We start from the raw sequence: 15,053 nt of genomic DNA on the forward strand, positions 1-15,053 counted from the left end.
GAAACTTTCTTTTAGACAGCGGTAAGGTGCACTATTCCTTCAGCTCTTTTTATACCAATAGTTGTAATAAATGCTTCACGTATTTCTTCAGAAAACAGCTTTTCATGAGAACTCAAAGAGGGAAAGCTACGTTTTTTCCTAACAGCAATAGCAGCTAATGCAAGCGCTAAAGGAAATTGCGCTTCTCGCATATAGCCAAATAATGTCGTAATACCACGGTAAAATATATTAGCATCGTCAAGAGCGCTTTGTTCTGCTCTTGTGGCGTTATGACAACCTGAGGCTGCTGAAATTGTAAATGAAGCTTCAGCCTTTACTGTTTTTAACATTGACGTAATTGTATCTTTAAGGGAATTTTTTGTCCTATTTGTTTGATTCGTAATCATTTGACTAATTTCAGCATAAACACGTGCATTGCGTTTTTGAGCTTGTTCACCATTTTCAAGAACAAGAAAAACACCACCAGAGCCAGTAATTAATCCACCACCAGGGCATTTTTTACGGGACCAAACTGGTGTCCATTCACCACGTGTTAAAAGTCCTCCAAGCTCATGAGCTAACAGCATATCGTAGCTTTGTGCATTATAAGAGCCACCTACCAGTACGTGTGTGCTTTGTCCTGAGCGAATACGTGCAGCAGCAATTTGAATAGCAGAAAGTCCACTTCCTTCTTCACCCATAAATGTACGAGAAGAACCGGTTATTTTATGAACAATCGAAATATTCCCAGCTAGAAGATTTGATAGCTGCGATAAAAATAAAGTTGGCCGAAGCTCAGTCGAAAGGGCTAAATTTAACATAGGCTCATAATGAGTGATTGTACGGGCTTTTGCAAGAATTTGCGTATCAACAGTAATGTCACGTTCTCCTCCACTCGCTGCAACGATCATATCCATTGTTGATGTTAACTGATGATCATTTTTCATATCTGCATCATCAAGAGCAAGACCAGCTGCATAGGTACCAAGGCGTTGCCATATTCCCATTTGTCGTTGGTCACTTCGCTTTGGGATTTGCAGATTCCAATCGACTTCTGTCAATTGATGAACAGCATAGGGTGCGAAAGTTGTACAATCAAGGTTCGGTTTAATTGCAGGGTTATTTAATTGATTCCAATGATGAACAACTCCTTCACCTAAAGAGCTTATAATTCCTATACCAGTAATGAATACAGCATGATTCTGCATAGCAAAAAATTAGTTAGCTTGTTTTAAAGCAATGAGTTCATCAATTTTTGTGCAAAGGTTTTTAAGAACAAAGTACTCTTCAGTTGCGACTGAACCTTCATTGATTTCTTGTGTCCACTGTTCTAGTGGGATTTTAATTCCGAAGGCTTTATCAATGGCAAAAACAATATCAAGAAAATCAAGACTATCAATTCCTAAATCATCAATTGTATGGCTTTCGGGTGTAATCATGCTCCGATCAATTTCACTGATTTCTGCAATAATATCAGCGACTTTGTCAAAAGTATAAGACAATGTATGATTCCTTATTATGTTAGTAGCTTTATAAAAGACTTCAGTTACGATTCTATCTAACCTTTTTTATCTTAAAAAAAAAGGCTTAATCCAAAATAGAATTGCCTTTTCAATATTGAAAATGAATTTACAATAAATTTAGCTTGGTTTCTAAAGTGTTTCTACAGGAGACTTTTAAGTTTTATCTACATGAGAATCTTTTGTTTTCATTTGTTTTATTGTAAGATTTTTTCTATTTGCAGCAAGGACTGCTAGAGCTGTCATATTGACAACACCCCGTGAAGTTACTGAAGGTGTTAGAATGTGTGCGGGACGTGCAGCTCCAATCAAAATAGGGCCTACATGCAGTGCATTTGTTAAATTTTTTGCGATATTAAGCGTGATATTGGCTGCATCAAGTGTTGGAAAGACTAGCAAATTAGCTTCGCTTGTAAGGCGTGAAGCAGGGAAAACACGATCACGAAGAATTTTGGAAAGTGCAGAGTCACCATGCATTTCCCCATCTGCTTCCAAATTTGGATATAATTCAGCAAGGATTTCGGTAGCACGACGCATTTTGCGCGCGCTTGCTGTATTTTTGGAACCAAAATTTGAGTGTGATAATAAAGCTGCTTTTGGTTTTATACCAAATGCTTCAATTTCTTGCGCTGCTAGGATTGTCATTTCTGCTACTTCTTCCGCAGAAGGATTTTCATTAACGTAAGTATCCGTTAGAAAAAGAGTACCACGTGTAGAGATAAGGAGACTAACGGCAGAAAAATGATTAACATTTGGATTAAGCCCAATGATTTGTTCAATTAATTCAAGATTACGTTCGAAACGTCCTTCTAGACCACAAATCATTGCATCAGCTTCACCACGCATAACTGCAAGAGCTGCAATAGCTGTAGTTGATGTTCTTACGATTGTTTTCGCAACTTCAGGTGAAACTCCACATCTGCCTGTATAATGTAGAAATAAATTGACATAGTCACGAAAACGTGGATCATTTTCTGGATTTGTGATTTCAAAATCTATGCCAGGACGAATTTTTAAACCAAAGCGTTTTAATCTTGTCTCTACCACATGTGGACGACCAATAAGAAGAGGAATAGCTGTTTGTTCTTCAAGAACAATTTGTGCGGCACGAAGAACACGTTCATCTTCACCGTCAGCATAGATTACACGTTTACATCTTGCTGTTTTGGCTGCTGCAAAAACAGGCTTCATTATAAGACCAGAACGGAATACAAAACGATTAAGAGTATCATTATAGACCTCCATGTCTTCAATCGGCCGTACTGCCACACCCGATTCCATTGCTGCTTTAGCGACAGCAGGGGCAATGCGTAGTATTAAACGCGGATCGAAAGGCGAAGGAATGAGGTATTCAGGCCCAAAACTAGGTGGCTTTTTTGAATATGCACATGCTGCAACATCTGAAGATTCTTCACGGGCGAGGGCAGCAATCGCATGAACTGCGGCTATTTTCATTTCTTCATTAATTGCAGTTGCACCAACATCTAATGCACCACGAAAAATATAAGGAAAACAAAGGACATTATTAACCTGATTAGGATAATCGGAACGCCCTGTGCAGATCATCGCATCGGGTCGTACTGCACTTGCTTCTTCTGGCATAATTTCCGGTGTTGGGTTGGCAAGTGCTAGAATTAAAGGCTTTGAAGCCATCTTTTTCAAATATTCAGGTTTCAAAACTCCAGCTGCTGAAAGGCCTAAAAAGATATCTGCATTCTCTATGATGTCGGCTAGAGTTCTCGCATCAGTTTTTTGTGCGTAGTTAATTTTCCAACGATCCATAAGTGTTTTGCGACCCTTGTACACGACACCATCTAAATCGCTAAGCCAAATATTTTCTACTTTTGCTCCAAGACGGACTAAAAGGTTAATACAAGCCAAGGCAGCTGCGCCTGCACCTGAGGAAACCATTTTTGCATTTTCAATTTTTTTGTTAGCAAGACTTAAAGCGTTTAACACCGCTGCACAAACAATAATAGCAGTTCCATGTTGATCATCATGGAAAACCGGAATATTCATTTTAGCACGAAGTTGTTCTTCAATTTCAAAGCATTCTGGAGCTTTAATATCTTCAAGATTAATTCCACCAAATGTCGGTTCTAATGCAGATACAGTTTCTATCATTTTTGTGATATCGGGTGCATCAAGTTCGATATCAAAAACATCAATATTTGCAAATTTTTTAAATAGAACAGCTTTTCCTTCCATAACCGGTTTAGAGGCGAGTGGGCCAATATTTCCTAAGCCAAGAACGGCAGTTCCATTTGTTATAACAGCGACTAAGTTAGAACGAGAAGTATACTGAGATGCAAGTTTTGGATCATCATAAATCGCAAGACATGGCGCAGCAACGCCTGGAGAATAAGCAAGCGCTAGATCACGTTGATTATCTAAAGGCTTTGTTGCTTGTATCTCTAGTTTTCCAGGCTTCGTATGTTGGTGATAAAAAAGTGCTGAGCTTTCAAGTTCAGTTTGTTGCAGACGAGTATTGCTATTTTGTTTTTTAGACATTTTGATAATATCCGAGTTAGTCTATATTTATAGAAGCGTTGCTATTTATAATCAGTTTTATCCATTACGGTTCTGATTTCTTTTCATATCACAAGGTAAGGGTAGGTTAATTTTTCCAGATTACGAAACCACTTTCTGAGAGTATATTAATTAATAGGTTCACTAATATTAGTAGTATTATTTTGTCCTTCTGACAGAATTTCTATAATTTTTACAATTTTAAATAGATTATGCTTTCAGTAAAAGTATAATATAATTATATATAATAGATAAAATTAAAAAGAAAAAAGGCGAAAAAGAAAAACTTTTTCACCTTTCTTTTTATTTTATTGAATTCGTCCACTTACATGAGCAAGCATAGTATAAACTTTTCCAGTATCTGATGTTAAATATTGGCGGGCTAAATGGGTATTTCCAGAATTGCGAGATATATCACGTAATAATTTTTCAAACTCTGAAATATATTGATTAACTGAATCTTTAAAATCTATATCATTTAGATATTTTTTTCTAATTGTTTCAAATATTATTTTTCCATTCGGTGTATAAAGATGTTCAGCTATGATATTTTTTTGTCCACGTTTATAACGATTCCATAACTCGACAGCAGCATTATGATTAATGGTTTGAACAATACTATTTACTAGTGAGTTCAGGGATTCATTCATAGAATCAGACTTTTCTTTTTCTGGTGAGGAAGAGAAATTATTATCTTTTTCTGAGTATAATATTTCTTCACGTGAGACTCTTTCTAAAAGGTCTGATACCCATTTATTTTGTTTTGTTTTGTGTTGTCCTGATTGTACAATAGGCTGTGGTGGCACTATTTTTTTATTGACTCCAGAAGTTGCACTATTTGACATTAACGATGGGGATATTGTTGGTGTTGATTGTTCTTTTTCAGTATTGTGCATAATATTCGTTAAGTCTTTTAATGCTACAATTTGTTCACTTAAGGCATGTCGAATTGTCTGTGTTGTTTCTTTCGCTTTTTCTGGTAATTTTTGAATACTTTCATTAAAATCATTATTAACTTTTGAAAGTTCTGAGCGAATTTCATTGGCTGAAAAGCGTATATTTTCTGCAGCATCTGAAAAACGTGTTGAAGCTTCATTAATCAATTCATGAAGTGTTCGTTGCATTAAATGTGTCGAGTTACGTGTATTTTCATCAGCACGTTCAAATGTTAAGCTAAGAACATTTTCGTAATGTTTTATAAGTTGATTAACCTCATCAGATTTCGAAATAAGGGCATTGCTTAATACGGAAAGTGCATTTTGCTTTTCTTGGAGTGTTATATTAAGTGTGTTTTCTGATTGCTCAAGAACGCGAATAGCTTCAGAAAGCGTTTTAGCATGTTCACCAAAATTGTTTGTTATATGACTAATTTGTTCAAATGTATTTTGAGAAAGTCCTTGTAACGTCTCTACATTGCTATTGAGCTCTTGATTTGACGTTGATAAGTATTCTGCTACTTGATTGGTATTATGGAAGAAATTATTAGCAGTTTCATTCAACTGACCGTCAAGGCTTTGAACCGTTGATATCAAAATGTTACTGTTTTCATGAATATTATAAATGGATTGGTTCAATTGCTCGATGACACCTGACACATTCTTAATAAGATCTTCTTGTACAGTAGCCATAGTTTGAATAGTTTCGGAATTTTTTTGTGTAAGAGTATTCACTAAGGATTCATTTTGTGCATAAATTCTTTGTTCAACTTCTTGTGTTGAAAGCGAGAGCTGTTCACCAATTTGCTGGGTTAAGTTACTAACCGTTTCAGTTGTATTGTATACTGTTTGATTCAAATAATCTGTTAATTCTGTTAATTGTTCCATATGTCCTGAAATTTTCGCGGATGTTTCATCTTTTGCTTCTTCTAAGCGATTGTTTACATTAGCTAATTGATGACTTAAATTATTTTGAAAATCTAACATCGATTGATGAAGAACATTAGAACGTTCACTGAGTAATTGATTAACTGCTTCTGCTGAAGCATGAATTGTTTCATTAATCAATGCTTGCGCATCATTACTTACTGTTGTGAAGGCATTTGCAGTGTGAGCTGTCTGCTCAGTTAGGGCAGAAATGACTTTCTCACTAGTTTCATTGACCGTTTGTTCAACATTCAATGCAATACGGTTACTAGATTCTGAGATAATATTTGTTGCTTTGATAACAACATCAGCAAAAGATGAAATAAATTGATTACCAGCAGTAGCAAGAGAAGCCTCTGACTTTTCTGTTTCATTAGCTATTATTGATACTAATTTTTCAGAAATATTGGTAAACTTCTCTTGTACGTTATCTGTAACTGTATCAACAGAATTTTCCAATGAGAGACGTATGTTATCTGCACTTTCTTCTAGTGCTTTTTGGATTGCTTGATTATGTTCATTATTAAGGACTATAGATTTTTTTAGGTTATTGGATCGTTCTTCAAAAGTAGATGTTTGCATGTCGATGGTTTCACATACTTTCTCAAGTTTTTCGGATAACGTTTCTTCCAATGTAGCGGCACGTTCAAAAACTTGACGTGCACGACTTTCCAAATTTTCGTCGAATAATCCTACGCGTGTCTGAAGAGTATCAAGGAATACATCATGTGATTGAGAAAGAGTGTTCTTAAGGAGATCAGTATGTCCTTCAAGATTTTTTATATGGTTTTGAACGGTTTCAGTAACGGCTTTGTTATTATTAGTAATTGCATTTTCGACTAAGTCTGCTTGTTGTTTTAATGCCATATCAACATGTATATCGCTTTTAGCGATGATATTATGAATTGTTTCCATACGTTGCTCAAGTGTGCGCGCTTGATCTGCAAGAACTTCATTAAGAGCAAAACTATTGATAGCTAAGGAATCACGAAGAGCATCGGCACGTATATCAATATTTTTAATTTGTTCTTCTAAAGCATTTTTAGTTGTATCACAGCTTTGTGTGATGGATTCTTGTAGTTTTTCTGTACACTGAATTATGTTATTAGCATGATCTTTAGCATGTTGATCAACAATTTGAATATTTTGACTCAACGTCTTTTCAACATCTGAAACATTTTTGGTCAATACATCAATTTGATCTTTTAATGTGTCAGCAATTTTATTGTTTTCGCTGTCCAACATGCTCGCCATGACATCTCTTTGATTAGCGATTTGTGTTTTAAAGTCTTGCGAGCGCTCATTTATTATGTCTATAATTGCATTATCGACATTTTTGATTTCTTCTTGTAAAACTTTTTTGCTTGCATCAACTGCAGAAAAAATCTGATCATGTCCGTTTGTAAATACATTACTAATATCAGTAGTTATTTCTTTAAGATTTACGTTGATTTGAGAGGCATGAGCTTCCAGAAAGTTACCAAGCTTTTCAGCGTTGTTTTCTAATTCTTTACTACGTGCAACGAAGGATTCGATAATGGTATCACTGTGTTCTTTAAGAGATAAGTCAACGTTTACTAGGCGATTTCCAAACGCTTCAATTGCTTCTGAGGTGATATTATCAAATTTAGAAGAGAGTTTATATGCTTGTTGATCAAGCTGCTTAATTTTTTCATCAAAATCTTGTAATGATTGATTATTACGGTCAATAATTGCTTCATCTAATGTTTTAAATTTCTCATCAACACTATATAAAGTTTGGTCTGTTGCAGTTTGTATACGCGTTGCAAGCTTAGCAATATGCAATTCAGCTTTAGCAGCTGTTTCATCGAAAGTTTTTTCTAATTGTTTTTCATTATTATCAAAACGCTCTGCAAAAGTATCAAAGGTTTTTCCTAATACATGAAAAAATTCTGTATTTTTCTGCTGAACTTGTAATGTTGTTTCATTAAATTGTTCAAAGAGTTGATTTGTTACACCATCACCTGCGTAAGAGAGCTTTTTAACAAGATCTTCCCCTTGTTGTTGTAAGGTTTGGGTAAGAGTTTGCGCAAGTTTCTCAACATTGGTTGCAATTTTGGAAGTAGCTAAGTCAAATTCATCACTCAGTTGCTCTTGTGTTCCTTTGATTACTGTTTGTACGCGATCAGCATGATTCAAGATTGCTGTACGTTCATTATTTAACTCCTTAATTAAGGTATAAATACGTGATTCATTTTCAGAATAGGCTCGTTCAAGATTATGAACTTCACTTTGAATGATAGCTTCGAGTTCAACAGCACGGCCGAGGGTGCGTTCGATTCCTTCATTCATCGCAGCTACTTCTTTACGAAGAGTTTGACTTATAGCAATTGCTTGTTTTTCAGAAATATTCTGTGGTTCGCTAAGGCGTTGTGCAGCATTGGTCATAAGAATGGCAATATTACGCAATTCATTTGAACGTTTTATAAGTTGGGTAACTCCCCAAGACATAAGGATAGGAATTGTAGTTCCTGCCGCTACAGCTAATCCGAGGGGGGATGTAATAAAAGTAATTATATTTGCTAAAGAGCTTAGACCAGAAGGAGCTAGTTTATGAGCAATAAAAGCACCACCTGTTGCCCATAGAGCACTGAGAGCTGTCGTGCTCCAATAAATTCGAGAAGCACCATTTTGTTTTAATGATTTGAAATTGAAAGGTACTGTTATATCATCATTAGCAGGGAGAGGTTGTGTAGGTAATAGTGTACCACGTACAGTTCCACCTGAAAGCTCATGAATCGGTTTTTGACCAAAAAGTAATTCAGCAACTGATTCATCAACAACAGCATTATCATGAATATTAGATGAGGTGAGAACTGAAGTTTCATTTTCAGAAAGGATTTCTTCTTCTGAAGTTGCAATTTTTTGAATCAAATCATCTACATTAATTAGATTTTCAGAGTCACTTGATATTATTTCTTCGATCTCTGCGTTATCAAAGTCAAAGTTCATTGCTTTTTCAAGAGCTTCTTCGACTTCGATTTCAAATGTTTGCAATTTGGTTCTGCGTGCCATACTCGCCTCATACTCTTACAGATGGAAAAGGAATACGCCCTTATCCAGATATTTCTATATACTAACCGTTAATTGTTTAGAAAGGAATATGTTTAAGGAAAAATTTAAAAACTTATCAAGATAAAGTTAACGCGGCTTTTGTTTTATGCTAAAAAACAATAAAAAACATATTAAAAACAATATCATATAAAATTATAACTGTAATGGAACTATCTATAGATAATTTAAATTGATAGAAAATATTACAAATTTAGCGCATTTAATTGGGAGCAATTTAATAGAAATTGTATTTAAAATAATGTTCTAGAGATTGTTGCAAAACGTAATGAGTATGTCGATATACAAAAAATAATATTATAATGCGATATTTGTATTGAGGAGAAATTTCTGAAGCACATTAATTTCTTTTATAATAAGAAGACATAATCAAAGTACTATATTTCTAAATTAGATAGTCTAATCGTTTATTCCTTATAAAATAAACATGGTTGTTATTCTTTCAGTTAAAAAATATCGTATTTTTACTGAAAATTTTATTGAAAAATAGTAAAGTGAATCTTTAAATAATATTTATTAACGCCAAGTAAGTGCTAAAAAGTTATCATACTTTGTATCTGAATTTGCTAATATTTATGCTCATAATTCATAAATATTATATTCGATGTAATATAAGATAATATCTTATAAAATTTTTAGTACCGATACATTGACAAGTTAGTACTTTCAGTCAATATATATTAAAAAATATTGTGATAAATATTTATGCATTTCACAACACAAGGTGTAAAAATAATGGCAGAACGATCACAACACCTGCAAGATATTTTTTTAAATACAGTTTGTAAGCAAAAAATTTCTCTTACAATTTTTCTTGTAAATGGTGTTAAGCTGACAGGTATTGTTGCATCATTTGACAGCTTTTGTATCCTTCTACGCCGTGATGGGCATGTGCAGTTAGTCTATAAACATGCTATTTCTACAATTATGCCCGGGCAATCTGTACAGCTGTTCGAAAATGAAGATGATCAGTAAACAGCCTACAGTATTGTATATCTTTTATCCTTTTTATAATTTTTAAGTTGTCATGATATGTAAAAATAAGAAATCTGGGAAGTTTATTTCACAGATTGAGCAGCAGATGCGTGTTGCTATTTTTGTACCGATCTGTTCTGATGGATACAAGCAGAAAAAGACTTTCAATGAACGCTCAGTAGATTCTCGAATAAGAGAAGCGTTAGGATTAGCACGTGCTATTAAATTGAATGTTGTTCATTATGAAATTATCAATATTGCTAAGCCATGTTCTTCAACTTTGTTTAGGATAGGTAAGGCGAATGAATTTGCTCATTATATAAATGAGCATCATATTATGCTTTCGATTGTTGATCATTTTCTAACACCAGTGCAGCAGCGTAATTTGGAAAAATTATGGAATTGTAAGGTTATTGATAGAACAGCTTTGATTCTTGAAATTTTTGGTGATCGGGCGCGAACAAAGGAAGGGGTCCTACAAGTAGAATTGGCTCATTTATCTTATCAAAAAAGTAGGCTTGTTCGTAGTTGGACACATTTGGAGAGGCAACGTGGTGGTACTGGCTTTTTGGGTGGTCCTGGTGAAACTCAAATTGAAGCAGATAGACGTCTTTTGCAAAATAAAATTATTAGTATTCGTCGCGAATTAGAAACTGTTGTTAAAACACGTGCTCTTCACAGAGCTAAAAGAAAAAGGATACCTCATCCTGTTATTGCTTTGGTAGGATACACAAATGCGGGGAAGTCAACACTTTTTAACCATTTAAGTGATTCTAATGTATTGGCAGAGGATATGCTATTTGCAACTCTTGATCCCACTTTACGTAAAATTGTTCTACCTCATGGGCAAACAGTTCTTTTATCTGATACTGTAGGTTTTATATCTAATTTACCAACACATTTAATTGCAGCTTTTAGAGCAACCCTTGAAGAAGTGATAGAAGCTGATTTAATTCTTCATGTAAGAGATGTATCCGATCCTGATCATTACGCTCACGCTCAAGATGTTTTTGAAATACTTTCAGATCTTGGTGTTGATATTAATGACACGGATCATATCGTGGAAATTTGGAATAAAATTGATACGTTAGATCAACACGCATTGGGCGTTTTGCAGACAAATTCAAAAAAAATGTTAAATTCTGCACTGATGATATCAGCCCTTACTGGTAAAGGTTTAAGTCAATTGTTAGCACTTATTGAAAAGAAGATTTTTGGGGATATACAAAGTGTTGAGTTGATTTTAAAGCCTGATGAAATGAGGATTATTGATTGGTTCTATAAGAACTCTGGTCAAATAGAACAAAAAAGCAACGATGATGGCTCTATTACTATTAAAGCAATGCTTACTGCTGAGGCAAGAAAACGATTGAATTATATAAAACAAAATATGTACTAAAGTTATCGTAAATAAAAAGTTTTTATATTTTCTTATCTTGAACGAATATAGGCTGTAGTCGAATATAGGCTGTAGTTAAGAGGAGTGTTCCTATTATCTCTTAAATAAAAGAGAGTAATATATTTTTCTGGTTAAAATAAAAATGAATCTTTAAATACGATAAAAAATTGTTAGTGCGCATAATGTAGCAAAAAACTCTTATTGCTTTTTTAATAACGATACATTGTGTATTGTGAATTTTGTTTATCCAAAACCTTACCAAGCAATATTAACATTTATATTATGCGCTTCTGATAGAATACTATTATCGATTATCGACTGATAAACAAAATAATATTATCCCATTACTATTTTCTCAACCGGTTTTTCTAAATTATTCAAGTTCTGATAGAATAATTTTCTATGATATAGACGTGAAAGAGTTTATAAAAATATCCAATTATTACGCGAAGGTGATTTTATTGATCTTTCTTTTGAAGCAAAACTGTTGAAGATACCTGACAGGGCTTAGAAACCTGATTTTCTAACTTTTCTGAAAAAATCATGAAGCGAGATCAAATACGATAAAAATACACTTTTCATATCTTAAAGACATTTCATTCATCTATTGTTTCTATTAAAATCATGTATCAACAAGAACAATCTCTATTATCTTTAATTTATAATGGATAATTCTGTTGTTATAGCTATAAAGACTAAACTTGATTTTTGAATACATAAAAAGCTCATATGGCTTTACAATTAGGCTTAATGGCTGCGTCAAATCAAGGTAATGATTGGTAGAAATAGAGGAACTTTTTGCTCAGTTAGAAAGTAAAATTTCCCAGATTGTTGATCAAATTCATTGGGATGGGATCATTGCAGAAAGCTTTAAAACACAGTTAAGAGAGAAAATTAATACTTTTGTGAAGGAGCAATCTCAATCCTTATCACTTGTGGAGAAGGGCTATTACTGCAAAAATATTCTGTAACAAAAAACACTTAGAGAAAGAAAGTTTTAAAAGCAATGGTAGTACCTTCTGATTTAAGGCAAAAAGAAGCTCTTAAATTTTGAGTGCAATAAAAAAATTATCAGTTTGCTTAAATTATGTGTTTCAACAGTTTTTTCAATCATCTGACCAGAAGTTGCAAGAATAGCAGAAAAATTATCTCTTCTTATCAAGGAATATAAAATAATCTTGTTGGTAGATATTTCTTGGCAACAAATAGAAAAAGCGATGAGCTCATGTTCAGGGGTGATGTTTTAAAAGAATGTCAGCAATTGCATGATGTTATTTATCATGATTATGATACGGGAGTTGATATTTTTCCGTGGGGGACAATGAATTGCTGAGCGCGCAAAAAAAATTCAAATGCTACCCTTAATTATATTACAAGAACTTAAAAAAGATTATGATTTTATTATTTTAGAGATGACTGTTGAGCCTCAATATAGATTTGAAGAAATTGCAGAATTGACAGATTATTATGTTTGTGGTGTTCTACTTTGTAAACATAATTGGATAGTGCAGACGATATATAAATTCTCAAAGAATATTTATTGTATCAATTCATAGTTGTAATGTGCAAAAACAGCGCTAATTATATCTTATAGCAGGGCTTTGGTGTTTTATAGGGCATTTTTGTAGTTGTAGATAAACTGGAGATAATCAGAAATGACAATAAAAAGGTTGAATGACATAGTTTTGACGCCACTACAAAAACAAAATCGAAAACAAATACAGATATGGCTTTATGCTATTTTATTGCTTTGTTTAGCGATTGTTTTAATAGGCGGAGCTACTCGTTTGACAGGATCTGGGTTATCAATAACTGAATGGAAGCCGATTTATGGTATAATTCCACCGATTAGTGTAGAACAATGGCAGGAAGAGTTCTTAAAATATCAACAGATAGCACAGTATAAAGTACTCAATCGTGATATGACTTTAAATGCATTTAAAGTGATTTTTTGGTGGGAATGGGGTCATCGTTTTCTTGGTCGTTTGGTTGGTCTTTTAGCTTTGTGCGGTTTAATTTGGTTTTGGGCAACTAAGCGTATCGAAAAAAATATTCTTCTTCAGCTTGTATCCGTACCAGTTCTTATTGCTGTTCAAGGTGTTATTGGCTGGTGGATGGTAGCTTCTGGTTTAGGATCAAGTAATTTAACAAGCGTTAGTCAATATCGTTTAGCGATTCATCTAATAACGGCATGCTTTGTGATTATTTTTGTTACTTATTTATCTCGAGGTCTTACAGAATATTTAGAACAACCGGCAGATCAAACTGTACAACGTTTTGCAGGTTGGCTTGTTTTTTGCATTTTAGTTGAGATTTATTTTGGTGCTTTAGTTGCAGGTCTTCATGCAGGCAAGGTTTATAATACATGGCCATTAATGGATGGACAAATTATACCTGATGGATTGCTGAACTATAATCCCGTTTGGCTCAGTTTATTTGAAAATCCTTTAACAGTGCAATTTGTACATCGTTTTTTTGCTTATTTTTTATTTATTATGGCGATTATTCACGTTTTGTATGTAAGCAAAAGAAATCCTCACTCAACGCATGCTCGTCGTGCATTTTTGTTATTTGTTATCATAGTTTTTCAGGCATTTTTGGGTATTATTACATTGTTAAATGAAGTGCCAATTAGTTGGGGCCTTATTCATCAAAGTATTGCTTTAGCAGTATTGTGTTTTTCAGTTGTTCATTGGCGGGCTACAAAGGGGTCATATCTTGTTCTTAAATAAGAACTTTTTAAAAAAATTTCAGCCTGAAAGCATTAAATCAAGATTTTGAACAGCGGATCCGGATGCTCCTTTTCCGAGATTATCAAATATAGAGCAAAGATTGAAAATACCGTCATTGTCGTTGCCAAAAACAAAAAGTTTCATACTATCTTTATGTGCTAAGGATTCTGGGTTTAGTTTGGTTAGTATTTCGGTTTCTTCTTGTGATGCAATAGATATTGTATTTTGTTTATTGTAATGGACATGAAAAATTTCACGAAGATCAGAACAGTTAACTGATTTTGTAAATAAGGTGCGATGTAGGGGAATATTAACAATCATTCCTTGAGGAAAACGGCCAACACTTGGCACAAAAATAGGTGTTTGGCTAATTTGCCCATGAATTTTGATTTCGGGAATATGTTTATGATTAAGATTTAGACCATAAATAAAATAGTTTTCTTTCAGAGAATCTTTTTTAGATTGATTTTCCATTTGAGCAATTAATTGTTTGCCACCGCCTGTGTAGCCAGATATAGCATTAATTGATATTGGGTAATCAGAGTCTATTAAACCTGCTTCACGTAATGGTCGAATCAAACTAATTGCGCCGGTTGGATAACATCCAGGATTTGCAACATAGTGCGCTTCTTGGATACGTTTTTTTTGTCCTGTTGTCATTTCAGGAAAGCCATAAACCCAGTCTGCAGCAGTGCGATGCGCTGTTGAGCTATCAATAATTCTAATTTTTTTATTATTTTTAAGGAGGTTAACAGTTTCCTGTGCGGCTTCATCCGGAAGACATAAAATAACAATGTCAGCTTGATTAAGGTAGTCTTTTCGAGAATCAAGCTTATGGCGATCTTTGTGAGGGATAGATAGCAATTCTAAATCAGAACGTTTCGCCAATCGCTTTTGTATTTGCAGTCCGGTTGTTCCATGTTCACCATCAATAAAAATTTTTGTTGCCATCTATTATCCTTAA

At 34.0% G+C, this 15,053-nt stretch carries 8 protein-coding genes; 3 read left to right on the forward strand and 5 right to left on the reverse strand.

The genetic code is table 11. The features are described 5' to 3' along the window. Positions 1 to 11 precede the first annotated feature (11 nt). From Bra60_RS02460 to Bra60_RS02475, 4 genes are all read right to left on the reverse strand, one after another. Positions 12 to 1,187, reverse strand: coding sequence for a beta-ketoacyl-ACP synthase (locus tag Bra60_RS02460; protein ID WP_078673704.1), 1,176 nt, complete (start codon positions 1,185 to 1,187; stop codon positions 12 to 14). 9 nt (positions 1,188 to 1,196) lie between these two features. Continuing rightward, positions 1,197 to 1,481, reverse strand: coding sequence for an acyl carrier protein (locus Bra60_RS02465; protein WP_078688497.1), 285 nt, complete (start codon positions 1,479 to 1,481; stop codon positions 1,197 to 1,199). Between the two features lie 174 nt (positions 1,482 to 1,655). Further along, complete coding sequence (locus Bra60_RS02470) at positions 1,656 to 4,010, reverse strand: NADP-dependent malic enzyme (protein ID WP_078688498.1); 2,355 nt, start codon at positions 4,008 to 4,010, stop codon at positions 1,656 to 1,658. A gap of 326 nt (positions 4,011 to 4,336) precedes the next feature. Continuing rightward, complete coding sequence (locus tag Bra60_RS02475; RefSeq protein ID WP_078698043.1) at positions 4,337 to 8,926, reverse strand: hypothetical protein; 4,590 nt, start codon at positions 8,924 to 8,926, stop codon at positions 4,337 to 4,339. 792 nt (positions 8,927 to 9,718) lie between these two features. Here Bra60_RS02475 and hfq point away from each other — a divergent pair. The 3 genes from hfq to Bra60_RS02500 all read left to right on the forward strand — a co-directional run bounded on the left by hfq (position 9,719) and on the right by Bra60_RS02500 (position 14,089). Then, entirely contained in the window at positions 9,719 to 9,958 is a 240-nt protein-coding gene (hfq, locus tag Bra60_RS02480; RefSeq protein ID WP_035005952.1) for an RNA chaperone Hfq, read from the forward strand. A gap of 52 nt (positions 9,959 to 10,010) precedes the next feature. Further along, a complete protein-coding gene (hflX, locus tag Bra60_RS02485; RefSeq protein ID WP_035005951.1) occupies positions 10,011 to 11,357 on the forward strand; it encodes a GTPase HflX in 1,347 nt (448 codons plus the stop codon). 1,655 nt (positions 11,358 to 13,012) lie between these two features. Next, positions 13,013 to 14,089 (forward strand): COX15/CtaA family protein, encoded by a 1,077-nt coding sequence (locus tag Bra60_RS02500; RefSeq protein ID WP_078688501.1) that lies wholly within the window; start codon positions 13,013 to 13,015, stop codon positions 14,087 to 14,089. Positions 14,090 to 14,107: 18 nt separating this feature from the next. Here Bra60_RS02500 and argC read toward each other — a convergent pair whose 3' ends face one another. Continuing rightward, a complete protein-coding gene (gene argC, locus Bra60_RS02505; protein ID WP_078688502.1) occupies positions 14,108 to 15,040 on the reverse strand; it encodes an N-acetyl-gamma-glutamyl-phosphate reductase in 933 nt (310 codons plus the stop codon). Positions 15,041 to 15,053: the final 13 nt, after the last annotated feature.

The organism is Bartonella sp. Raccoon60, assembly GCF_002022585.1.
Classification (GTDB): Bacteria; Pseudomonadota; Alphaproteobacteria; order Rhizobiales; family Rhizobiaceae; genus Bartonella; species Bartonella rochalimae.